Source organism: Hephaestia caeni (genome assembly GCF_003550065.1).
In the GTDB taxonomy this organism is placed as follows: Bacteria; Pseudomonadota; Alphaproteobacteria; order Sphingomonadales; family Sphingomonadaceae; genus Sphingomonas; species Sphingomonas caeni_A.
Genome location: NZ_QXDC01000003.1, coordinates 362,051 through 384,285, shown reverse-complemented (window position 1 = coordinate 384,285; position 22,235 = coordinate 362,051). Strand labels below are relative to the sequence as shown.

Genomic DNA, 22,235 nt, shown 5'->3' with positions numbered 1-22,235 from the left:
TCTTCAGTCCGTCATCCCCGCGAAAGCGGGGATCCATTTCCTTCGCTTTGCTCATACGCGACGGTTGGAAGATGGGTCCCCGCTTTCGCGGGGATGACGTTAAAGCGGGGCATTGTTGCGCCGTCCATGTGATCGAAAAGAAAATGGCGCGCTCTCGGGTAGAGAACGCGCCACAGGTGAGGAGGGGAAGGGCCTCCTTTAGAAGCTGAAGCCAGCGGTCAGCTTGATCGTGCGCGGCGGGTTGCCGCCGACGCCGTAGCCGTTGCGCTGCAAATACCGGTCTTCGTTCGGATTGGTGAAGTAATTCACGTAGTTGCGGTCGTTAAAGACATTGATCACGTCGACGCGCAGGCGCACTTGCGTTTCGTCGGTCACGAAGTGCAGCGGGAAATATTTGGTGAGCGCGAGATCGAGCTGGCGCAGGCCCCAGCGATCGCCATTGCCATCTGCCTCGTTCGAGATCACGCCAAGCGACGGGTTGGTGCCGCCGGTGCGCACGAACGACGCAAAATAGGGCGGTGAGGCGATCTGGAACTTGCCCGACAGCGCGAAGGCCAGCGGTAGATCGACGCTTCCCGTCATCACCAGGCGATGCTTGCGCACCCCAGCCGAGCGCGCGAACGGATAACTGTCCGGGTAGCCGTTGTCGCCGCCAAAGTCGGGGAAGTCGAAGGCGAACGTCTCGCCGAACTGCCGGTTCTCGACCGCCTCGGTGTAGGTATAGGTCGCGTTGAAGCTCCACGGCGAGGTCGGCGTGTAATCCTTCACCACCTTGAAATACGCCGAATCCGCCTTGGTCTCGATGCCGTTCTTGCCGATCAGCAGGCTGCCGAATCCAGGCGGCGGGAAGCCGAAGGGCGCCCCCGGTTCGCCGGTGGTGGCGTTGTAGATGAAGAAGTTGCCGTTCGCGTCGCGATTGCCGAGCAGGAAGGCGAAGCCATCGTGGCTCTCGATATGGCTGTAGCCGATCTCGGGCTGCCACAGCCCGAACCGGCCGCGCACGCCGAGGCTGAACTGATCTGAATAAGGCACCTTGAGATCGTTGTTGACGAGGTGCAGTTCGCGCGCGCCTGCCGGGCCGGTGCCGGCGAGCAGTTGCTGGCGGCCTTCCTCGGTCAGGTAGATCGGATCCCAGGGAACGCAAGTCGCGCTGGGTGAGCAGGTATTCGCCGGATCGCCGGTGATGAAGTTGAACGTTCGCGTCGTGAAGGCGCCGGTGCTGATCTCCTGCTGGAGGAAATCGAACTGGTTGCGGTCGTACGACCGGCCGTAACCGCCGAACACTGCGAACCGGCCGGCATCGTCGAGTTCGTAGGTGAAGCCCAGCCGCGGCTGCCACGCGCCCTTGAACGGGTGGCGGTTGTTGCCGGTCGAGATATAGTCGTTGATGTCGTAATCGGTGTTCTGGATGTTGGGCCAGTTGGTCAGCGCCGCGACCGCGTCCGCCGGCGTCACGAAATTCAGATACGACGGCGTTTCCTCGTAATCCCAGCGCACGCCGAGATTGAGCGTCAGCCGATCGGTGACCTCCCAATCGTCCTGGAGATAGAGGCCGAGCTGGAAGTTCTTCGACCGCACGACCGGGTCGCCGTTCCCCGTGTTGGCGGCGAACTGGACGGTATAGGGAATGGTGTCGTTGAAGCCGCCGCCGCCTGGGTTGAACGCCGGATTGTAGGTATATTGTGGATTGAAATTGTTGAGCGTCTCGGCGTTGAGCTTGACCCATTTGGCCTTCACGCCCGCCTTGATCGTGTGCCCGACGAGGCCGGTATAGGTGAAGTCGTCGGAAACGGTCCAACCCTTCTGGCCCTTGTTCTGATAGTTCGGGCTGCCGCCGATGCGCAAGATCGTGCCGCGGACACTGTCGCCGCCGGGATCGTTCGGGTTCGGCCCGTCATAGACGAAGATGCTGCCCGGTTCGAAGATGTCGGGCTGCGGCGCCCAGTGGACGTCCTCGTAGGCGACCTTGAAATCGTTGATCCAGGTGTCGGCGCTGTGCTGCCAGCGGCCGAGCCCGCGCCATTCCTTGGTGTCGACCAGGCTCAGTGTTTCACGCGCGGAACTGCCGCTGTTGAGATTCTCGCCGCTCTCGTTGCGATACTTGCCGGAAAATTCGAACAGGTCCGATGCGGTCGGCACGATGTCGATCTTGCCGAAATACAGGTCTTCGTTGAACGTGCGGTTGGTGGTGCCGAAATAGCCCTGATATTCGGCCGGGAAATAGCTGATTGGGAAGTTGGTGCCCGGCGTGATCTCGACCGGGACCTGCTGGCGCTTGCCTTCGTAGGTCACGAAGAAGTGCGCCACGTCCTTGATGATCGGCCCGCCCAGCGCGCCGCCGAACTGCATGTCCTTGGTCTTCACCTTCTCGCGGCTGTTGAAGACCTCGTCCGGAATCTTTTCGCGCAAGTCCTGGTTGGTGAAATCGAAGAAGCCCTCGCCGTGGAACTGGTTGGTGCCCGACTTGGTGACCGCGGTGATCGCGACCGAGCTGACCTGATCGAACTCGGCCTTGTAGTTCGAGCTGATGACGCGATATTCGCCGACCGCGAGCTGCGGGAATGGGTTGCCCTGCGTCGAATCCTGGCCGGTGATGCCGTTCTTGAGGACGTAATCCTTTTGCCCGACGCCATCGATGTAGATGTTGACCGTGCGGCTGTCCTGCGCGCCGCCCTGGATGCGCGAATTGCCGTTGCTGCCGGTGATGAACTGCACGCCCGGCGCGATGTCCGCAAAGGCCAGGAAGTTGCGGTTGTTCTGCGGCAGTTGCTCGATCATCCGCTGCGAGACGACCGCGCCCACTTCGCCGCCCTCGAGGCTCTGGAGCTTCGATGCGGTGACGATGATCGCGCCGCCGGTGTCGTCGCCCCCGGTGATGTCCTCGCCGGGCGTACTCGCGGTTTCGGGCGCGGTCTCCGCGAGGTCGAAGTTGAGCTGCGCGTTCTGCGCGACCTGCAACGTGAAGGTATCGGTGTTGCGCACGCCACTGGGGGTCGTCACTTCGAGCCGGTACGTGCCCGGGCGCAGCGAGGGGAAATTATACTGGCCGTTCGCGCTGACGGGCGCGGTGCGGCGATAGCCGGTGGCGGTCTCGACGATCGTCACCGATGTCGCGGTCGCTTCGCCGCCCTCGGTGATCGTGCCGCGCAGTGACGCGGCGGAAACCTGCGCGTGCGCGGGCGTTGCTATCAGCGCGGCCGAGGCCGTTCCGATCAGCAGCGCGGCGGCGAAATGCAGCCGCAGGCCGCGTGAGGATTTGGTGTTGAACATCATTGGTGGTTCTCCCCCGTTCCGGCCTTCTCAGGGCATCGGTACGTTGTGCTGATCGATCGATCGGTATCGCGCCGCACGGCCAGAAAGGCCCGTGGCCGGGCGGCGAGGCCCAGCGCGCGCGTGCGCCTTCCCACAATGCGGATCGACAAGATGGTCATGTGTGCTGCGCCGTCGGCATCCTCCGTGCCGGCTCGGACTCTTGCGGTCCTGTAACCGGTTCCACCACGTTCTTGTAACCGTTTCCATTCGGGCGGCGCAAGAGGCCCCCATGCTTTGCCGACGCGCTGTTGCATTTGTGCCGCGCCGGCCCGTGCGCGCGGCGACGGCGCGCATTGACAGCCTCGCGCCGGCCAGTGAAGATTGCGCTACCAATGGAGGGGAGGGTCGGCGATGAAAATGCGTTCGATACGAACTGTCGTACTGATGATAGCGTTATTGATTGGGGCAGGCGCCGTCGCGCAGCAACAACCCGTGCGAACACCGCTATGGGCGCACGGCGCGCCGGGCTTCGAGGATCGCGCGGCTATCCCCGAACTGACCGGAGATTATTGGACGAAGCGCGTCAACAACCCCGGCATCACCGCCTTTCTGCCACCGCGCGCGAACGCGACCGGCACCGCGATCGTCGTCGTGCCGGGCGGCGGGCATCGGCTGCTCGTCACTACCACCGAGGGCGACGATGTCGGCCGCTGGCTCGCCCATCGCGGGATCGCGGCGTTCGTCGTGCGCTATCGCCTGTTCCGCGAGGAGGGCTCGCCCTACACGCTCGAGGACGCGCGCGCCGATGTCGAGCGCGCGGTGCGCAGCGTGCGTGCCCGCGCGGGCGATTATGCGATCGATCCACACCGGATCGGTATCTGGGGTTTTTCGGCGGGCGGCGAACTGGCGCGGATGACGACGCTCAGCCCGCCGGTGCCCGCGCGGGGGACGCCCGATGCGATCGATGCGCTCTCCGCACGGCCCGATTTCGCGATCCTCGAATTCCCCGGCCCACTCCACGCCGCCGAGCACGTCACGGCCGAGTCGCCGCCGTTGCTGCTCGGCGCGGCGAACGACGATGCGTGCTGTTCGGCGCCGACGATCGATCTTCTCCAGGCGTATCGTCAGGCGGGGGCGTCGGCGGAAATCCATCTCTATGCCGCGGGCGGGCATGCGTTCAATCTCGGCGAGGATACGCCGCTCGTCAGCCTCCAGCACTGGCCGCAGGTCGTGCTCGACTGGCTGTCGGATCGGGGGCTGCTCGGCCGCCCCGCGCCGGTCTTCACGCCCAAATAGCGTGATCCCTGCATCGCGGCTGTCTCTCTTTTCCGTCATCCCCGCGCAGGCGGGGATCCAGAACCACCAGCGCGCCTGAAGAGTCGCGACGTCAACCAGTCCGGATTCCCGCCTGCGCGGGAATGACGGATTTTTGATGAACACCTGGGCATTTCCTTGACTCCGTCGCGAAGATCGTTACGGCCGCCGGCGGGCCACGCGGTCCCAACGCCGCGCGTGCTCTCTGCAAGGAGAGTCTATATGACTGATACGATTGTTACCGACGCCACATCTGCGTCCGCCAAGCCCCAGACCAAACCCGCTCGCCCCTTCTTTTCGTCGGGCCCCTGCGCCAAGCCGCCGGGCTGGGACGCGACCAAACTCGCCGCCGAGGTGCTCGGCCGCTCGCACCGCTCGAAGCTGGGCAAGGCGCGCCTCCAATATTGCATCGATCTGATGCGTGAGATGCTCGCGCTGCCCGATACGCACCGCATCGGCATCGTGCCCGGGTCGGATACCGGCGCCTTCGAAATGGCGATGTGGACGATGCTGGGCGCGCGCGGCGTCACCACGCTGGCTTGGGAAAGCTTTGGTGAAGGTTGGGTCACCGACGCGGTCAAGCAATTGAAGCTCGAACCGAACGTGTTGCGCGCCGATTACGGCCAGCTTCCCGATCTCGATACCGTCGATTGGTCGGACGACGTCCTGTTCACCTGGAACGGCACCACCTCGGGCGCGCGCGTGCCCGACGGCGAGTGGATCGCCGAGACCCGCGAAGGGCTGTGCTTCGCCGACGCGACCAGTGCGGTGTTCGCCTATGACCTGCCGTGGGACCGAATCGATGTCGCCACCTTCTCGTGGCAGAAGGTATTGGGCGGCGAGGGCGCGCACGGCGTGCTGATCCTTGGGCCCCGCGCGGTCGAACGGCTGGAGAGCTATACACCGTCATGGCCGCTCCCCAAGGTGTTCCGCCTGACGAAGGGCGGCAAGCTCAGCGAAGGCATCTTCAAGGGCGAGACGATCAACACGCCGTCGATGCTCGCGGTCGAGGATGCGATTTTCGCGCTCGAATGGGGCAAGTCGGTGGGCGGGCTGCACGGCCTGATCAAGCGCTCGGACGCCAATGCCGCCGCGCTCGACAAGATCGTCGCCGCGCGGCCGTGGCTCGGCCATCTCGCGGTCGATCGCGGTATCCGCTCGAAGACCAGCGTGTGCCTGACGGTCGAAGGCGCCGACGCGGATTTCATCAAGAAGTTCGCCGGCCTGCTCGAGAAGGAAGGCGCGGCCTATGACATCGCCGGCTATCGCGATGCCCCGCCGGGGCTGCGCATCTGGTGCGGCGCCACCGTCGACACCGCCGATATCGAGGCGCTCGGCCCCTGGCTCGACTGGGCCTGGGCGCAGCTTTCGGCCGCCTGACGTCATCCCCGCGAAAGCGGGGACCCATCTCCCGACCGTCCCGCCAGCGCAACCGACAGGGGCTGGGCCCCCGCTTTCGCGGGGGTGACGGCGAAAACAAGGACACATCAAAATGCCCAAAGTCCTCATTTCCGACAAAATGGATCCCAAGGCCGCGCAGATCTTCCGCGCGCGCGGCGTCGAGGTCGATGAGATCACCGGCAAGACCCCCGAAGAATTGAAGGCGATCATCGGCCAATATGATGGCCTCGCGATCCGTTCGGCGACCAAGGTCACGCAGGAAATCCTCGACGCGGCGACCAACCTCAAGGTCGTCGGCCGCGCCGGGATCGGCGTCGATAATGTCGATATCCCCGCCGCCAGCGCCAAGGGCGTGGTGGTGATGAACACCCCGTTCGGCAATTCGATCACCACCGCCGAACATGCGATCGCGCTGATGTTCGCGCTCGCCCGCCAGCTCCCCGAGGCCGACGCCTCGACGCAGGCCGGCAAGTGGGAAAAGAACCGCTTCATGGGGGTCGAGCTGACCAACAAGACGCTCGGCCTGGTCGGCGCCGGCAATATCGGCTCGATCGTTGCCGATCGCGCGCGCGGGCTCAAGATGAAGGTCGTCGCCTACGATCCCTTCCTTACGCCCGAGCGCGCGATCGAACTGGGTATCGAGAAAGCCGATCTCGATACGCTGCTCAGCAGGGCCGATTTCATCACGCTCCACACGCCCTTGACCGATCAGACGCGCAACATCCTGTCGGCCGAGAACCTCGCCAAGACGAAGAAGGGCGTGCGCATCATCAATTGCGCGCGCGGCGGGCTGATCGATGAGGCGGCGCTCAAGGCCGGGCTCGATTCGGGGCATATCGCCGGTGCTGCGCTCGACGTGTTCGTCACCGAGCCCGCGAAAGAAAATGGCCTGTTCGGCACCCCCAATTTCGTCTCGACCCCGCATCTCGGCGCCTCGACCACCGAAGCGCAGGTCAATGTCGCGATCCAGGTCGCCGAGCAGATGGCCGATTATCTCGTCAACGGCGGTGTCACCAACGCGCTCAACATGCCGAGCCTGTCGGCCGAGGAGGCGCCCAAGCTCAAGCCGTACATGGCGCTCGCCGAAACGCTGGGCAGCCTGATCGGCCAGCTTGCGCACGGGCCGCTCAGCACGATCTCGATCGAGGTCGAGGGGGCTGCCGCCGACCTCAACATGAAGCCGATCACCGGCGCGGTGTTGGCGGGGTTGATGCGCGTTTATTCGGACACGGTGAACATGGTCAACGCGCCGTTCCTCGCGCGCGAGCGCGGCCTCGACGTGCGCGAGGTGCGCCACGATCGCGAGGGCGATTATCACACGCTGGTGCGCGTCACGGTCAAGACCGAGGCGGGCGAGCGTTCGGTCGCGGGCACGCTGTTCGGCAACGCCGCGCCGCGGCTGATCGAACTGTTCGGCATCAAGGTCGAGGCCGATCTCGAAGGCCATATGCTCTACGTCGTCAACGAGGACGCGCCCGGCTTCATCGGCCGCATTGGCACCACGCTGGGCGAGGCGGGGGTCAATATCGGCACCTTCCACCTCGGCCGTCGGTCGGCGGGTGGGGAGGCGGTGTTGCTGCTTTCGGTCGACGAGCCGGTATCGCCCGAGCTTGTCGCCAAAGTCCGCGTGCTTCCGGGCGTCAAGACCGCGATGGCGCTGTCGTTCTGATGACGCACGCCCTCATTCTTCCGCGCGGCGCCGTCGTATCGGAAGGGTGAGGGTGACGCTGCCCGAATCCGTGCTAAGGGGCCGCCGATGACCTCCGCGCTTCTCCCCGCCGGCTTTCACGATCGCCTGCCGCCGCGTGCCGATGCGGCGGCGCGGCTGGAGGCGTGCGTGCTCGGCACCGCGTTCGCGCACGGCTATGAACGCACCGATCCCGCGCTTGCCGAATTCGAGGAAGGGCTGGCGAGCCGCCTCAAGGCGGCGCGGCGGCAGGATGCGGTGCGCTTCATCGATCCGGTGTCGCAGCGCAGCCTTGCGATCCGGCCCGACATCACCGCGCAGGTCGGGCGCATCGCGGCGACGCGCATGGCGCACCACCCGCGCCCGCTGCGGCTTTCCTACGGCGGGCCGGTGCTCAAGCTGCGCGCGGCCGATCTCGCGCCCGAACGCGAACGGCTCCAGGTCGGCTGCGAGCTGATCGGGCTCGATAACGTCGCCGCCGCGCGCGAAGTGGCGGGGATCGCGGTCGAGGCGCTGGCGGCCGCGGGCGTCACCGGCGTCTCGATCGATTTCACGCTTCCCGATCTGGTCGACGTGCTCGCCGCCGGGCCGCTGCCGGTGCCGGCCGAGCGCATCGATGCGCTGCGCGACCGGCTCGACGCCAAGGATGCCGGCGGGGTCGCGGAGATCGCGCCCGATTATCTGCCGCTGATCGAGGCGGCCGGGCCGTTCGGCCCCGCGCTGACTCGGCTGCGTGGTTTCGATGGCGCGCTTGCCTCGCGGCTCGATGGCCTGGCGGCGGTGGCCGCCGGGCTCGATGTCGCGCTGACGCTCGACCCGACCGAGCGCCACGGCTTCGAATATCAGACCTGGCTCGGCTTCTCGCTGTTCGCCGAAGGCGTGCGCGGCGAGATCGGGCGCGGCGGCGCCTATGCGATCGTCGAGAACGGCACCGAGGAGCCCGCGATGGGCTTCTCGCTCTATATCGACCAGCTCGTCGAGGCGGGCGCGGGCGCCGACGCGCGCCGCCGCCTGTTCGTGCCGCTGGGCAGCGATCCCGCGATCGCGGCCGGGCTGCGACGCGCCGGCTGGGTCACCGTCGCCGCGCTCGAGCCGCGCGATACCGCGCAGGCGCAATTGTGTACGCACATTCTGGCCGACGGCGAGGCGCGGCCGATTTGATCTCCACGCGTCCAGGTGACGGCAGCAGACAGGGAAGCATCAGTGGCAAATGTAGCGGTGATCGGCGCCCAATGGGGCGATGAGGGCAAGGGCAAGATTGTCGATTGGCTCGCCGAGCGCGCCGATGTCGTCGTCCGCTTCCAGGGCGGGCACAATGCCGGCCACACGCTCGTCGTCGGCGATACCGTCTACAAATTGTCGCTGCTGCCCTCGGGCATCGTGCGCGGCACGCCGAGCGTGATCGGCAACGGCGTCGTGCTCGATCCTTGGGCGCTCAAGGCCGAGGTCGAGAAGCTGCGTGCGCAGGGGGTGGAGATCACCCCGGATCGGCTGATGATCGCCGACAATTGCGCGCTGATTCTGCCGTTCCACCGCGATCTCGATGCGCTGCGTGAGGATGCGAGCGGTGCCGGCAAGATCGGCACCACGCGGCGCGGGATCGGCCCGGCCTATGAGGACAAGGTCGGCCGCCGCGCGATCCGGCTGTGCGATCTCGCGCATCTCGACGATCTCGATGCGCAGCTCGATCGCCTGACCGCGCATCACGACGCGCTGCGTGCCGGCTTCGGCGAGCCGCCGATCGATCGCGCGCGGCTGCTCGGCGAATTGCGCGAGATCGCGCCCTTCGTCTTGCCCTTCGCGCAGCCCGCCTGGCGGATGCTCGGCGATGCGCGCGCGGCGGGCAAGCGCATCCTGTTCGAAGGCGCGCAGGGCGTGCTGCTCGATGTCGATCACGGCACCTATCCGTTCGTCACCTCGTCCAACACGATTTCGGGGACCGCCGCCGGCGGCTCGGGGCTGGGGCCGAGCGCGGTCGGCTTCGTGCTCGGGATCGCCAAGGCGTATACGACGCGCGTCGGATCGGGGCCGTTCCCGACCGAGCTTGACGACGCTACCGGCACCCGGCTCGGCGAGCGGGGCCATGAATTCGGCACCGTCACCGGCAGAAAGCGCCGCTGCGGCTGGTTTGATGCGGTGCTGGTACGGCAATCGGCGGCGGTCTCCGGCGTCACCGGGATCGCGCTCACCAAGCTCGACGTGCTCGACGGTTTCGATGAAGTGAAAATCTGTGTCGGCTATCGCCTGAACGGCGAACAGCTCGATTACTTCCCCGCGCATTATGCCGATCAGGCGGCGGTCGAGCCGATCTACGAGACGATCGAAGGCTGGCAGCAATCGACCGCCGGAGCCCGCTCATGGGCGGAACTTCCGGCGGCCGCGATCAAATATATCCGCCGTGTCGAGGAGCTGATCAACTGCCCCGTGGCGTTGGTATCGACCAGCCCGGAACGCAACGACACGATCCTCGTGCGCGATCCGTTCGCGGACTGAGCCTTCGCTTATTGGGCGGTCGTATCGTCGCCCGACGTGGCGTCGTCGGTCGCCGAATCATCGGTCGGCGCAGGCGTCGTCGCGCTGTCGTCGGTCGGCGCGGTCTGATCGGTCGCGCTCGTATCGGGCGCGGTGGTCTCCGGGGCGACCGTGCCGTCGGTGGCGGCGGTGTTGTTCTCGATCTCCTGCGGTGCGCTCTGGTCGGTGGCGACCTGCGCAACGGCAGCGGTCGACACGGCAAGTACGCCCAGGCTCAAAATCGTTGCGATCCGCATTGTCTTGTTCTCCATTACAGGTGAAGTGGCAAAGCCCCTGCTTCACAGTGTATATTTGATTGTCTTTGGATAATTCCAGACCATGATTGTTCATTTCATCCATTGAATCGAACGATTGGGCCTTTTTAGCTATCGAGTCGACAAATCGACTTTGACCGACGTAAAATTGCCTGATTTGCGATCCACCGTGACCAAAATACGACGAATGAATACATGAACAGCCGGCCTGCCGTGTGGCGGGCCGGCTGTCTCGCGCAATCTGGCCGCGAATGACGGTCAGATCGTCGGGTTGGTATCGTCCGGCGGGATCGGTGCGCCATCGGGGACCGGCGCGGTCGTCGGCGGCATCGTCGGATCAAGGGTGTCGGGCGCGGTCGGCGGCACGGTGTCGGGCATTGCCGAATCCATATCGTCGGCGCCGTTGTCCATCATGTCGTTGGTCATCGTATCGTTCGGCGTGACCATGTTGTTGGCCATGTCGTTCTGCGTCGGCGCCGGGATGTCTTGATCGGGCGTCGACGTCACCTGCGCGATGGCGGCGCCCGACAGACCCAGCACCGCGATGCTCATGATTGTTGCGATGCGCATGTCTGTTCTCCTCGAAGCTATGGGTCGCTCCCCGTCACCTCTCAGGAAAATCAACGATTCCGCGCGGGGGCGGGTCGCATCGTCAGAGCTGATTCGTCGCCCGAATCGACCGCCCGGGCGTGTTGAGAGCGCTTTCCGACCTGTCTGGGTCGTCGTGACGGAGCCGATTTTGGCCGAGTGCAAGGCGCGAGGAGGAAGCGATGCCAGCGCCTATCGTGACCGACGAGCAACGCTGCAATCGGCCAAAATCGGCCCGCCCCGACGGGGTCGTCCTGGGAAGCTCGCTGGGGGCGTCGCGACAGCCCGCGCTGCGCACCGCTTCTACCCAGCAAGCTTCCCAGGACGATCACGGCGATCCAGACAGGCCGGAAAGCGCTCTAGCCGCCGCATTGGGCGCGGTGGAGCAGCTTTTGATCCGCCAGCACCAGCGCCATCATCGCCTCGACCACGGGCACGCCGCGAATGCCGACGCACGGATCGTGGCGGCCCTTGGTGGCGATCTCGGCCGCCGCGCCGTCGCGGTCGATCGTCGCGACCGGGGTCAGGATCGAACTGGTCGGCTTGAACGCGACGCGCAGCCGCACCGGCTGCCCGGTCGAGATACCGCCCGCGATCCCGCCGGCGTGGTTGGCCAGAAACTGGGGCCCGTCGGCGCCGGGACGCATCGGATCGGCGTTGCCCTCGCCGGTGAGCGCGGCGGCGGCGAAGCCGTCACCGATCTCGACACCCTTGACCGCGTTGATCGACATGCACGCCGCCGCCAGTTCGCTGTCGAGCTTGGCATAGAGCGGCGCGCCCCAACCGGCGGGCACACCAATCGCCTCGCACGCCACCACCGCACCGATCGACGACCCCGCCTTGCGCGTGGCATCGATCAAGGCTTCCCAGCGTGCGGCGGCCTCGGCATCGGGGCAGAAGAAGGGGTTGCGGTCGATCTGTTGCGGATCGAACCGATCGTAATCGATTCGGTCGCCGCCGATCGCCTCCACCCAGCCGCGGATCTTGACCTCGGGGATCACCGCGCGCGCCACCGCGCCCGCCGCCACCCGCGCCGCCGTCTCGCGCGCCGACGAACGACCGCCGCCGCGATAGTCGCGGAAGCCGTATTTGGCGTCATAGGCGTAATCGGCATGGCCCGGGCGATACGTCTTGGCGACCTCCGAATAATCCTTCGAGCGCTGGTCGACATTCTCGATCATCAGGCTGATCGGGGTGCCGGTGGTGCGCCCTTCGAACACGCCCGAGAGGATGCGCACCGAATCGGGCTCACGCCGCTGGGTGGTGAAGCGCGAGGTGCCCGGCCGGCGCTTGTCGAGCCACGGCTGGATGTCGGCTTCGGTGAGCGCGAGCCCCGGCGGGCACCCGTCCACCACCGCGCCCAGCGCCGGCCCGTGGCTTTCGCCCCAGGTCGTGAACCGAAAGACGCGGCCGAAGGTGTTGAAGCTCATGGATCGGTCTCCGCCAGCGCCGCGAACGCCGGCGCGTGATCGGCCAGCCCGCGCGGGCCGCACGGCAGGCCGCCTTGCAGCTCGAGCGCCATGAAATAGGGGCCGGCATAAGGCGAATCGAAGCCTTCGGCGCTTTCGGACGAGAAACCGAAGCGCCCGTAATAACCGGGTTCACCGAGCACGAACATCAGCAGCGCCCCTGCGTCCCGCATCTGTTCGATCGCCGCCGTCACCAGCGCCGCGGCAACGCCTGAGCGGCGATAATCGGGCATCACCGCGAGCGGCGCCAGCGCGACCGCGGGTGCCGGATCGCCGCCGATCGCGACGTGCATCTTGCTCAGCGCGACCAGCCCGGCGATCGCATCGCTTGCCTCGTCACGCGCGATCAGCGCGAGCACGAGGTCGCCGTCCATCGCGAGCTGCTTGACGAGCATCGCCTCCGCCGGTTGCGCGAAGCAGGTGCGCAGCAAGTCGTCGATGTCATAGGCATCTTTCGGCGCCGCGCGCTGGACGACGATTCTCTTCATCTCAGGCGAGCGCGATATCGGGCGCGTCCTCGGCCTTCATGCCGATGACGTTGTAGCCGGCATCGACATGATGGATCTCGCCGGTCACCCCGCTGGCGAGGTCGCTCAACAGATAGAGCCCGGCGCCGCCGACATCCTCGATCGTCACGTTGCGCTTCATCGGCGAATTGAGTTCGTTCCACTTGAGGATGTAGCGGAAATCGCCGATCCCGCTGGCCGCCAGCGTCTTGATCGGCCCGGCCGAGATCGCGTTGACGCGGATATTGTCGCGCCCCAGATCGACCGCGAGATACTGGACCGAGGTGTCGAGCGCCGATTTGGCGACCCCCATCACATTGTAATGCGGCACCACCTTTTCCGACCCGTAATAGGTCAGCGTCAACAGGCTGCCGCCCTCTGGCATCATCTGTCGCGCGCGCCGGGCGACCGCGGTGAAGCTGAACACCGAGATGTTCATCGTCATCAGGAAATTGTCGAGCGTGGTATCGTAATAGCGCCCGCGAAGCTGGCTCTTGTCCGAAAAGCCGATCGCGTGGACGACGAAATCGATTTGCGGCCAGTCGCGCGCGAGATCGTCGAACGCGCGGTCGATTTCCGCCGTCTCGGAAACGTCGCAGTCGATCAGCTTCGCCGTGCCCAATTGCTCGGCGAGCGGGCGCACGCGCTTTTCCATCATCTCGCCCTGATAGCTGAACGCCAGCTCGGCGCCGTGCTCGCTGAGCTTCTGCGCGATGCCCCAGGCGAGCGACTTGTCGTTGGCGAGTCCCATGATGAGCCCGCGCTTTCCCTGCATCAATCCAGTCACGACGCAGTGTCCTCCTTGTGTCCAGCCGCGCCCTCTAGCCCGTCATCGGGGTCTTCCGCCAGTGCCGCGTTGAGATGCGCGCCCATGACGAGGCCAAGCCCTACCAGATAGAAGAAGATCAGCGCGATCATCACGCCGGCAAGGCTGCCATAGGTGAGGTCGTAACTGCCGAGCATCGACAGGATCGGCGGCAGCAGCGCGGTGACGGCGAGCCACCACGCGGCGGTGAGCAGTGCGCCGGGCCACTTGGGGCATTTCGAATAACGATATTTGCTCGGCGTCAGCGAATAGAACAGCATGTAGAGCGCGGCGAACAGCGCGATCGCCGGCGCGACGCGGGTGATCGAGATCAGCTTTGCCGCGTCGCTCGACAGCGGCAGCACGCGCAGCAGGAATTGCTCGATCCCGACGAGCACCACCTGAAACCCGAACGCCACCAGCGTCAGCACCACCGAGGCGATGATCAGCCCGATCGAGGTCAGTCGATATTGCCAGAAAGCCCGGGTTGAGCGCACGCCATAGGCGCGGCGCAGGATGTCGCGGATCGTCTCGACGAAGCTCGCGGTGGTCCACAGCCCCACGATCGCGCCGAGCCACAGCAGCGTCCCCGAGCGTGCGGCGAGCACGTCGCCGATCGGTTTGGCCAGCACGTTGGCGACGCTCGGCGGCACGGTGCGCAGGAACGCCTCGACGGTGTGCATCCCCTCGCCCGTTTGGCCGAACAATTGCGCCACCGCCGCGGCGACGATGAAGAAGGGGAACAGCGTCAGCAGCGAGAGATAGGCGATATTGCCCGCATGGATGAACCCGTCGGACCAGGTGCCGACGAGCACGCGCTTGATCAGCTCGTAGGTCCAGCTCCCCGGCCTGACCTTGGCGAGGTGCCGGTCGAGCCGGACGCGCGCGGTGCCGCCGTGCCGGCGCCGCTCCTCGGGCGAGACGGGGGAGACGTCCTCCACGCGGTGCTAGACGCCTAAACGGGCGCGCGGGTTCCCCTGGTCGCGGCCGGGCCAGCTCTCGACGAAGTCGGCGAGCGCTGTGTCGTCGGCGGGTAGATCGATCATCAGCGTCACGAGCTGGTCGCCGCGGCCGCCGCCCTTCCTGTGGAAGCCCTTGCCCTTGAGCCGCAGCACCTTGCCCGAGCTGGAGCCCTTCGCGATCGTCAGATTGACCGCGCCGTCGACCGTCGGTGCGCGCACCTTGGCGCCAAGCACCGCCTCGGCCAGGCTCACCGGCAGATCGAGCCGCACGTCGTCGCCGTCGCGCGTGAAGAAGCGGTGCGGCTGCACCTCGATCGTCACGATCGCGTCGCCGTTGCCGCCGGGGCCGGCCTGACCCTTGCCCCCGAGCCGCATCTGCGTGCCCGATTCGACGCCGGCGGGCAGCTTGAGGTCGATCGTCGATCCGTCGCCCAGCGTGATCCGCTGCGGTTTCAGCGCGGCGGCATCGGTGAAGGGCACCTGCAACCGATAGGCGATGTTGGCGCCCTTGGGCTTGGGGCCGCGGTTGAAGCCGAAGCCACTTGAAAAGCCGCCGCCGCCCTGCTGGCGCTGCCCGAACAGCCCTTCGAAAATGTCGCCGATATCGCCTGCCTCGCCGCCGAAATCGAACTGCGCGCCGCCGGGGCGGAACCCGCCCGATCGCGCGCCGCCCCCGCCGCCGCCGAAGCCGAACGGCGAGGTGGGATTGCCGTCGGCGTCGATCTCGCCGCGGTCGAAGCGCGCCCGCTTGTCCTTGTCGGTGAGCAGGTCATAGGCGTTGGTCACCAGCGAAAAGCGCTCGGCCGCCTTGGGGTTGTCCTTGTTGCGATCGGGATGGAGTTCCTTCGCGAGCTTGCGATACGCCTTCTTGATCTCGGCCTCGCTCGCCCCGCGCGACACCCCCAACGTCGAATATGGATCGGCCATCTACTCCTCGGTGCGGCTTACGTACGGGCGAACATCGGCGCGCGCCGGCCCGAACGCAAGGGGATCAGGCGAGGGCGAGGCGGCGGCCCTGGGCGGCGCTCTCCCGCGCGATCTCGATCAGCCGCAGCGCATCGATCGCGTCGGCGGGTGCGACCGGGGGCGGCGCGCCTTCCTCGATCGCACGGACGATGCCGGCATAGAAGGCGCGATAGTCGCCGCGCGCGGTCGGCACACGCGTCGCCGTGCCGGTGGCGTCGGTCCGCGTCGCGTACAGCGCGGGATCGTCCTCGCCATAGCCCGGATCGGCGGGGCGCTTGCCGGCGCGCAGCCATGCCTCCTGCGGATCGAGCCCGTATTTGACGAGGCTGCCGCCGGTGCCGTGCACCGCGAAGCGCGGGCGCGGCGCCGCCGCCAGCGTCGAGGCGGAAAGGATCGCGCGCATCGGCCCGTAATCGAGCGTCAGCTCGAAATAATCGTCGACCTGCGCGGCATCGCGCTGGGCGAGCACGTCGGCGGTGATCGCCTGCGGTGCGCCGAACAGCAGCAGCGCCTGATCGATCAGATGCGGGCCGAGATCGGCGAGCAGCCCGCTGCCCGGCCCCGGCTGTTCGCGCCAGCCCGGCTTAATCGCGGGGCGGAACCGATCCCAGCGCGCCTCGTAGAGCTGCACCGTGCCCAGCGCGCGATCGTCGAGCAGGTGCCGGACGGTCAGGAAATCGCCATCCCAGCGGCGGTTGTGGAACACGCCGAGCACGCGCCCCCGGTCGGCCGCGAGCGCGGCGACCACAGCACCTTCGCCGACGTCGAGCGCAAGCGGCTTGTCGATCACGACGTGCTTGTCCGCCGCGATCGCCGCGCAGGCCAGTGGGGCGTGCGTCGGGTTGGGCGTGGCGATGACGACGAGGTCGATGTCGGGGTCGGCGATGATCGTGTTGGCGTCGGCCGTCCGCGCGGCCGGCCAGTCGCGCGCGATCTCCTCGGCGCGCAACGAGGCGATCGCGACGAGATCGAGTCCCTCGACCGCGGCGATCAGCGGCGCGTGAAACGCGCGGCCGGCGAGGCCGTAGCCGATCAGCCCGGTTCGGATCGTCGTGCCATATGTCATAAGGTTCGGTCCTGCATGTAGCCGGGAAAGAGGTTTACGGCCAGTGGCGTCGGTACGGAGGCGGCGCGGCGGATGCGGTATATTTCATAACAGTGAAAAATAATTCTCTTGACTGAAATGTTGTGGAGGTCAATTTGGCCCGGACAAGCTTGAAACGCGAGCGGAGAGGAATGTCGCGTGGACTTTTCACCGACCGAGAACCAGGTCGCCATCCGGCAGGCGGTCGAAGCCATTTGCGCGAAGTATCCGCCCGAATACTGGCTCAAATGCGATAGCGAGGAGCGCTTCCCCGAGGAATTCTACGCCGACATGGTCGCCGGCGGCTATGTCGGGCTGACGCTGCCCGAGGAATGCGGCGGGGCCGGTCTGGGGATCGCGGATGCGGCGGTGGTGATGCAGGCGATCGTCGAATCGGGCGCGGGGCTCACCGGCGCGGCGACGATCCATTCCTACGTCTTCGCGCCCAATCCGATCGTGATGCACGGCACGCCCGAGCAGAAGCAGCGGATGCTCGGCCCGCTGACGCGGGGCGAGGAACGCGCGTGCTTCGGGATCAGCGAGCCCAATACCGGGCTCGATACCACCCGCGTCAGCATGCGCGCGACGTGGGACGGCACCAACTATATCGCCACCGGCACCAAGGTCTGGCCGACGATGGCGAGTACCGCCGCGCGCATCATGCTGCTGGCGCGGACCACGCCGATCGATCAGTGCAAGCGTCCGGTCGATGGGCTGACGCTGTTCTACGCCCCGCTCGACCGCCGTTACGTCGAGACCTCGAAGATCGCCAAGCTGGGCCGCAATGCGATGGAATCGTGCACCGTCTTTTTCGACGGCCTGCCGATCGCGCCCGAGGACCGGATCGGCGAGGAAGGCAAGGGTTTCTATTATCTGCTCGACGGGCTGAACCCCGAGCGCATCCTCGTGGCCTCGGAAGGAATCTCGCTGGGCAAGGTCGCGCTTGAACGCGCCACCGAATACGCCCGGGAACGCGTCGTCTTCGGCCGGCCGATCGGCCAGAACCAGGCCGTGCAGCATCCGCTCGCCGATAGCTGGATCAAGCTGGAGGCCGCGCAGATGATGATGATGAAGGCGGCGACGCTCTACGATGCCGGAAAGCCTTGCGGGGCGGAAGCGAACGCAGCCAAATATCTCGCCGGCGAATTCGGGTTCGAGGCCTGTACGCGCGCGGTGATGGCGCATGGCGGGTTCGGCTATGCGCGCGAATATCACGTCGAACGCTTCCTGCGTGAAGCGCTCATTCCCCGGATCGCGCCGATCAGTCCGGAACTGATCCTGTGCTATATCAGCGAGCGCGTGCTCGGGCTGCCCAAATCCTATTGAACCGGATCCTGCGAGAGAAATGACGATGAAGCCGATCCGATCGTTCATGTTCGTGCCGGGGCACCGGCAGAAATTCATCGACGGCCTGCCCAAAGCCGAAGCGGATGCGGTGATCCTCGATCTTGAGGATAGCGTGCCGGCATCCGAAAAGGCGGCCGCGCGGGATTTGTCCGCGAGCAGGATCGGCTGGCTCGCCGAACACGGCCGGCGCGTCTACGTGCGCGCGAACAAGAGCCCGCATCTGTACGATTACGACGATCTGATGGCGGTCGTCCGTCCGGGGCTGGAGGGCATCTGCCTGTCGATGCCGATGGGGCCGGAAGACGTGGCGCTGTGCGCGGCGATCGTCGCCGAGGCGGAGGATCGCAACGGCGTGACCCCCGGTAGCGTCCGGCTGTTGCCGGCGCTGGAGACGCCGCGATCGCTGCAACTCGCCTATGAGATCGCGCAGCACCCGCGGGTCGATTATCTGATCGGCGCGTTCGCCAAGGGCGCCGATCTCGCGGGCGCGATGGGCATGGAATGGAGCGCGGAAGGCACCGAGGCGCTCTATCTCAAGTCGCGCGTGGTGATGGCCGCGCGCGCGGCGGGCAAGCGGCCGATCGGCGGCATCTGGCAGCAGGTCCACGATCTCGACGGGCTCGCGGCGTTCGCCGCCGCCGAACGCCGGATGGGGTTCGCGGGCACGACTATCCTGCACCCGTCGAACGCGCCGATCGTCAACCGCGCGTTCAGCCCGGGGCCGGAGCAACTCGCGCACTATCGCACGATGATCGTCGAATATGAGCGCGCGCAGGCGGCCGGGCTCGGCTCGATCATGGTCGGTGGCGAGCATATCGACAAGGCGCATGTCGAGACGGCGCGCGCGATCCTCGCTGCCGCCGAACCAACCGAAATCGGGGAATAAGGGAGAAGATGATGGAACGTCCGTCCGGCAAATATTACGAAGAGCTAGAGGTCGGCCACGTCTTCCGGCATCCGCTGACGCGCACGGTGACCGAGACCGACAATCTGCTCATCACCACGCTGACGATGAACACCCAGTTGCTCCATCTCGACGAGGAATTCGCCAAGGAGCATTCGGTGTCGGGCACGCGGCTCGTCAACAGCATCTTCACGCTCGGCCTCGTCGTCGGGGTCGGCGTCAGCGATGTGTCCAATGGCACCACCGTGGGCAATCTGGGCTTCAAGGACATCAGCTTTCCCGCCCCCGTCTCGATCGGCGACACGCTACGCGCCGAGACCGAGGTGTTGTCGAAACGCGAATCGAAGTCGCGCCCGAACGCGGGCATCGTCGAATTCGAGCATCGCGGCTACAACCAGAAAGGCACGCTGATCGCCAAAATCCATCGCATCGCGCTGATGATGAAGGTTCCCACCGATGGCTGAAGGCGAGACGGCGCCGTCGCAGCCGCTCGAAGGCATGCGCGTCGTCGACATGACGACCTTGGGGATGGGCCCGCTTGCGGCCCAGATCCTTGGCGATTTCGGCGCCGACGTGATCAAGCTCGAAGTGCCGGTGGGGGATGCCTTCCGCCATATCGTGCCGCAGCGTTCGGCGGGCATGAGCCACACCTTCATGCAGTTCAACCGCAACAAGCGCAGCCTCGCGCTCGACCTCAAGAGCGATCTCGGCCGCGAGGCGCGCGAACGGCTGCTCAAGACCGCGGACGTGGTGTTGGTGACGGTGCGGCCGGAGGCAGCACGCGCGCTCGGCATGGATTACGAGACCGTTCGCGCGATCAATCCTCAGATCATCTACTGCGCGGCCTACGGCTATTCGGAAAAAGGCCCGTATGCCGGGCGGCCCGCCGCCGACGATACGATCCAGGCGATGTCGGGCATCGCCGGGCTCCAGCGGCTTGCCTCGGGCACCAACCAGTTGATCGCGACGGTGGTCGCGGACAAGGCGTGCGGCCAGGCGATCGCCTATTCGGTGATGGGCGCGCTGATCCACCGCCTACGCACCGGCAAGGGCCAGTATATCGAAGTGCCGATGTTCGAGACGATGGTCGCGTTCGTCATGCCCGAACATATGGCGGGCCGTGCCTTCGAGCCGCCGATGGGCGAGGCGGGCTATGCCCGCGTGATCAACAAGGACCGGCGCCCGTTCCAGACCAAGGACGGCTGGCTGTGCGTGCTGCCCTATACCACCAAACAGTGGCTGCGCTTCCTGCGGATGATCGGCCGCGACGACATGGCCGACAATCCCGAACTCGCCGATCCGGTCTATCGCAGCCGGCATTATGAGGAGCTTTACGGGCTGATCGACGGCGTCATGCCGACGAAGACGACCGCCGAATGGGTCGACCTGCTGCTCGCCGCGGATATCCTGTTCGGCGAGGTCAAAGGCCCCAACGATCTGCTCGAAGACCCGCATCTCGAAGCGATGGAGATGTTTCCGGTCGTCGATCACCCCAGCGAGGGCAGGATCCGGCTGCTGGGCTTTCCGATCAGCTTCTCGGAGACGCCGTGCCGGTTACGGCGCCTGCCGCCGCGGCTCGGTGAGCATGGACCGGAAGTGCTGCGCGAACTCGGCTTCGACGCGGAGGCGATCGCGGCGATGGGCTATCCGCAGCACCCATGACCGACGCGGCGACCCTCGAAAGACTGCTGACGACGCGCCACAGTTGCCGCGCGTTCCTGCCCGACCCCGTCCCGCAACCGACGATCGACGCGATGCTGGCACTCGCGCAGCGCACCGCTTCGTGGTGCAACGCCCAGCCTTGGCAGGTGATCGTCGCCAGCGGCGCCGCGACCGACCGGTTCCGTGACGCCCTCGCCCAACCGGCGCCCCCCGAACCCGATCTCCCCTTTCCCGAAGGCTATCCCGACGAATATCGCACGCGGCGGCGCGAATGCGGGCTTCAGCTCTATGACGCGGTCGGCGTCGCGCATGGCGACCGGGCGGCATCGGGCGCGCAGGCGGCCCGCAATTTCGTCCTGTTCGATGCGCCGCATGTCGCGATCGTGACGTCGCGGCGCGAACTGGGCGTGTACGGCGCGGTCGATTGCGGCGCCTATGTCGGTACCTTCCTGCTGGCCGCGCAGGCGCACGGCGTCGCGGCGATTCCCCAGGCGGCGCTGGCCGCCCGATCGCCGACGGTGCGCGCGCATTTCGCGATTCCCGACGAGCGCGTCATCGTGTGCGGCATCTCGTTCGGCTATGAGAACCGGAGCGACCCCGCCAACGCATTTAGGACGCGGCGCGCGCCGATTGGCGACATCGCGACGATCATTCGCGACTGAGCGGCGGCCCGTCATACGGGATATTCGCCTCGGTGAGCGCCCAGATCGTCCGCGCGCTGCGCGTCTCGCGCTCCTCGATGATATGGCCCGCGAGGCCGCCGCAGCGCGAGATCACGGCGACGGCGCGCATGACGTCGGCGGGAAAGTCGATCTCGAGCAGCAGCGCGGCGATCGCGCCGGTGGCGTTGATCGTCAGGTGCCGCCCGGCCTCGCGATCGACGGCGGCGCTCAGCATCTTCAACAGGCGGATGTAGCGGCCCTCGGCGCCCGCCGCTTCGGCGACCGCGAACAGCCGCGGCGTCCGGGGATCGTCGGGTTTGTGGAACGGATGCCCGAAACCGGGCAGCGGCCGCTTCGCGCTCAGATAGTCGCGCGCGATCCCGGCGCAGAAAGCCTCGGCATCGGGCGCCTCGATCCCGCGTGCGAGGATCGCCGCGCAGCCTTCCATCGTCCCGACGAAGACACTCCCGACGGTGAGCAGCCCCGCCGCCATCGCGACCTGGACCTGATCGGGCACCGAATCAGCGGTGATCCGGGTGACGAGCGCCGCCGGCGTGAAGCCATGTTCCATCAGCGTGACGAGACAGGCATCGAGGATCGCGGTTTCGGTCGGCGACGGATGCCGCCCGCGCGTCAGGAAATAGACCATCTCGGTGAAGGTCTTCTTACCGATCAGATCGTCGACCAGATTTTCGCCGCGGATCGTCACCGAATCGGCGTCCGAACAGGCAATGCGCGTGGTGGGGCCGTCGGTCATGACCGTCTCCTGTAATTCATCTATAGAAATCTCTAATCATATCTGTGAAAAGATCAACGCGGACAGGCGATCTCTCCGATCGA

Annotated in this window: 20 protein-coding genes; 10 read left to right on the top strand and 10 right to left on the bottom strand. The window is 66.3% G+C overall.

Annotated features, from left to right (window positions below):
• Nucleotides 1–198: 198 nt before the first annotated feature.
• The gene (locus DFR49_RS10155) at nt 199–3,273 is read right to left on the bottom strand and encodes a TonB-dependent receptor (RefSeq protein ID WP_119035643.1); all 3,075 of its coding nucleotides are present in this window, start codon (nt 3,271–3,273) and stop codon (nt 199–201) included.
• A 471-nt stretch (nt 3,274–3,744) separates the two neighbouring features.
• Between DFR49_RS10155 and DFR49_RS10150 the strand changes: the two genes are divergently transcribed.
• The 5 genes from DFR49_RS10150 to DFR49_RS10130 all read left to right on the top strand — a co-directional run bounded on the left by DFR49_RS10150 (nt 3,745) and on the right by DFR49_RS10130 (nt 10,147).
• Nucleotides 3,745–4,548, top strand: coding sequence for an alpha/beta hydrolase (locus DFR49_RS10150; RefSeq protein ID WP_211325864.1), 804 nt, complete (start codon nt 3,745–3,747; stop codon nt 4,546–4,548).
• Between the two features lie 240 nt (nt 4,549–4,788).
• Nucleotides 4,789–5,946, top strand: coding sequence for a phosphoserine transaminase (locus DFR49_RS10145; RefSeq protein WP_119035642.1), 1,158 nt, complete (start codon nt 4,789–4,791; stop codon nt 5,944–5,946).
• 112 nt (nt 5,947–6,058) lie between these two features.
• A complete protein-coding gene (gene serA / locus DFR49_RS10140) occupies nt 6,059–7,636 on the top strand; it encodes a phosphoglycerate dehydrogenase (protein WP_119035641.1) in 1,578 nt (525 codons plus the stop codon).
• Between the two features lie 87 nt (nt 7,637–7,723).
• The gene (locus tag DFR49_RS10135) at nt 7,724–8,815 is read left to right on the top strand and encodes an ATP phosphoribosyltransferase regulatory subunit (protein WP_119035640.1); all 1,092 of its coding nucleotides are present in this window, start codon (nt 7,724–7,726) and stop codon (nt 8,813–8,815) included.
• Nucleotides 8,816–8,857: 42 nt separating this feature from the next.
• Complete coding sequence (locus tag DFR49_RS10130) at nt 8,858–10,147, top strand: adenylosuccinate synthase (protein WP_119035639.1); 1,290 nt, start codon at nt 8,858–8,860, stop codon at nt 10,145–10,147.
• An 8-nt stretch (nt 10,148–10,155) separates the two neighbouring features.
• Here the strand turns inward: DFR49_RS10130 and DFR49_RS10125 are convergent, their stop codons facing one another.
• The 8 genes from DFR49_RS10125 to DFR49_RS10090 form a co-directional block, all read right to left on the bottom strand.
• Nucleotides 10,156–10,422 (bottom strand): hypothetical protein, encoded by a 267-nt coding sequence (locus DFR49_RS10125; protein WP_147373677.1) that lies wholly within the window; start codon nt 10,420–10,422, stop codon nt 10,156–10,158.
• A gap of 276 nt (nt 10,423–10,698) precedes the next feature.
• Entirely contained in the window at nt 10,699–11,010 is a 312-nt protein-coding gene (locus DFR49_RS21970) for a hypothetical protein (protein WP_170150994.1), read from the bottom strand.
• Between the two features lie 377 nt (nt 11,011–11,387).
• Nucleotides 11,388–12,458, bottom strand: coding sequence for a chorismate synthase (gene aroC, locus DFR49_RS10115; RefSeq protein WP_119035637.1), 1,071 nt, complete (start codon nt 12,456–12,458; stop codon nt 11,388–11,390).
• Nucleotides 12,455–12,985: a GNAT family N-acetyltransferase gene (locus tag DFR49_RS10110; RefSeq protein WP_119035636.1), complete on the bottom strand. Its 531-nt coding sequence runs from the start codon at nt 12,983–12,985 to the stop codon at nt 12,455–12,457. The genes aroC and DFR49_RS10110 overlap by 4 nt, the downstream gene beginning before the upstream one ends.
• 1 nt (nt 12,986) lies before the next feature.
• Nucleotides 12,987–13,790: an enoyl-ACP reductase FabI gene (gene fabI / locus DFR49_RS10105; protein ID WP_119035635.1), complete on the bottom strand. Its 804-nt coding sequence runs from the start codon at nt 13,788–13,790 to the stop codon at nt 12,987–12,989.
• Nucleotides 13,787–14,749: a YihY/virulence factor BrkB family protein gene (locus DFR49_RS10100; protein WP_119035634.1), complete on the bottom strand. Its 963-nt coding sequence runs from the start codon at nt 14,747–14,749 to the stop codon at nt 13,787–13,789. Before DFR49_RS10100 ends, fabI begins: the two co-directional genes overlap by 4 nt.
• 6 nt (nt 14,750–14,755) lie before the next feature.
• Entirely contained in the window at nt 14,756–15,697 is a 942-nt protein-coding gene (locus DFR49_RS10095; RefSeq protein ID WP_119035633.1) for a DnaJ C-terminal domain-containing protein, read from the bottom strand.
• A gap of 64 nt (nt 15,698–15,761) precedes the next feature.
• Nucleotides 15,762–16,802, bottom strand: coding sequence for an oxidoreductase (locus DFR49_RS10090; protein WP_119035632.1), 1,041 nt, complete (start codon nt 16,800–16,802; stop codon nt 15,762–15,764).
• 177 nt (nt 16,803–16,979) lie between these two features.
• Here DFR49_RS10090 and DFR49_RS10085 point away from each other — a divergent pair, with 177 nt between their 5' ends.
• The 5 genes from DFR49_RS10085 to DFR49_RS10065 are packed head-to-tail and all read left to right on the top strand — an operon-like array spanning nt 16,980 to nt 21,395.
• The gene (locus DFR49_RS10085) at nt 16,980–18,146 is read left to right on the top strand and encodes an acyl-CoA dehydrogenase family protein (protein WP_119035631.1); all 1,167 of its coding nucleotides are present in this window, start codon (nt 16,980–16,982) and stop codon (nt 18,144–18,146) included.
• Between the two features lie 25 nt (nt 18,147–18,171).
• Nucleotides 18,172–19,053: an HpcH/HpaI aldolase/citrate lyase family protein gene (locus DFR49_RS10080; protein WP_211325863.1), complete on the top strand. Its 882-nt coding sequence runs from the start codon at nt 18,172–18,174 to the stop codon at nt 19,051–19,053.
• 11 nt (nt 19,054–19,064) lie between these two features.
• Entirely contained in the window at nt 19,065–19,535 is a 471-nt protein-coding gene (locus DFR49_RS10075) for a MaoC family dehydratase (RefSeq protein WP_119035629.1), read from the top strand.
• Nucleotides 19,528–20,733 carry a CaiB/BaiF CoA transferase family protein gene (locus DFR49_RS10070; protein ID WP_119035628.1) on the top strand — a complete coding sequence of 402 codons (1,206 nt, stop codon included), beginning with the start codon at nt 19,528–19,530 and terminating at the stop codon, nt 20,731–20,733. Before DFR49_RS10075 ends, DFR49_RS10070 begins: the two co-directional genes overlap by 8 nt.
• Nucleotides 20,730–21,395, top strand: coding sequence for a nitroreductase (locus DFR49_RS10065; protein ID WP_119035627.1), 666 nt, complete (start codon nt 20,730–20,732; stop codon nt 21,393–21,395). The genes DFR49_RS10070 and DFR49_RS10065 overlap by 4 nt, the downstream gene beginning before the upstream one ends.
• Here DFR49_RS10065 and DFR49_RS10060 read toward each other — a convergent pair.
• Entirely contained in the window at nt 21,382–22,152 is a 771-nt protein-coding gene (locus tag DFR49_RS10060; protein ID WP_119035626.1) for a citryl-CoA lyase, read from the bottom strand. The two genes, DFR49_RS10065 and DFR49_RS10060, sit on opposite strands and share 14 nt — an antisense overlap.
• Nucleotides 22,153–22,235 lie beyond the last annotated feature (83 nt).

What these genes read in the sequence shown, in the direction of transcription:
- DFR49_RS10155 (WP_119035643.1), bottom strand. Translation starts at nt 3,273, where the DNA reads ATGATGTTCAACACCAAATCCTCACGCGGCCTGCGGCTGCATTTCGCC.
- DFR49_RS10145 (WP_119035642.1), top strand. Translation starts at nt 4,789, where the DNA reads ATGACTGATACGATTGTTACCGACGCCACATCTGCGTCCGCCAAGCCC.
- serA (WP_119035641.1), top strand. Translation starts at nt 6,059, where the DNA reads ATGCCCAAAGTCCTCATTTCCGACAAAATGGATCCCAAGGCCGCGCAG.
- DFR49_RS10135 (WP_119035640.1), top strand. Translation starts at nt 7,724, where the DNA reads ATGACCTCCGCGCTTCTCCCCGCCGGCTTTCACGATCGCCTGCCGCCG.
- DFR49_RS10125 (WP_147373677.1), bottom strand. Translation starts at nt 10,422, where the DNA reads ATGCGGATCGCAACGATTTTGAGCCTGGGCGTACTTGCCGTGTCGACC.
- DFR49_RS21970 (WP_170150994.1), bottom strand. Translation starts at nt 11,010, where the DNA reads ATGCGCATCGCAACAATCATGAGCATCGCGGTGCTGGGTCTGTCGGGC.
- aroC (WP_119035637.1), bottom strand. Translation starts at nt 12,458, where the DNA reads ATGAGCTTCAACACCTTCGGCCGCGTCTTTCGGTTCACGACCTGGGGC.
- DFR49_RS10110 (WP_119035636.1), bottom strand. Translation starts at nt 12,985, where the DNA reads ATGAAGAGAATCGTCGTCCAGCGCGCGGCGCCGAAAGATGCCTATGAC.
- DFR49_RS10095 (WP_119035633.1), bottom strand. Translation starts at nt 15,697, where the DNA reads ATGGCCGATCCATATTCGACGTTGGGGGTGTCGCGCGGGGCGAGCGAG.
- DFR49_RS10090 (WP_119035632.1), bottom strand. Translation starts at nt 16,802, where the DNA reads ATGACATATGGCACGACGATCCGAACCGGGCTGATCGGCTACGGCCTC.
- DFR49_RS10080 (WP_211325863.1), top strand. Translation starts at nt 18,172, where the DNA reads ATGAAGCCGATCCGATCGTTCATGTTCGTGCCGGGGCACCGGCAGAAA.
- DFR49_RS10075 (WP_119035629.1), top strand. Translation starts at nt 19,065, where the DNA reads ATGGAACGTCCGTCCGGCAAATATTACGAAGAGCTAGAGGTCGGCCAC.
- DFR49_RS10070 (WP_119035628.1), top strand. Translation starts at nt 19,528, where the DNA reads ATGGCTGAAGGCGAGACGGCGCCGTCGCAGCCGCTCGAAGGCATGCGC.
- DFR49_RS10065 (WP_119035627.1), top strand. Translation starts at nt 20,730, where the DNA reads ATGACCGACGCGGCGACCCTCGAAAGACTGCTGACGACGCGCCACAGT.
- DFR49_RS10060 (WP_119035626.1), bottom strand. Translation starts at nt 22,152, where the DNA reads ATGACCGACGGCCCCACCACGCGCATTGCCTGTTCGGACGCCGATTCG.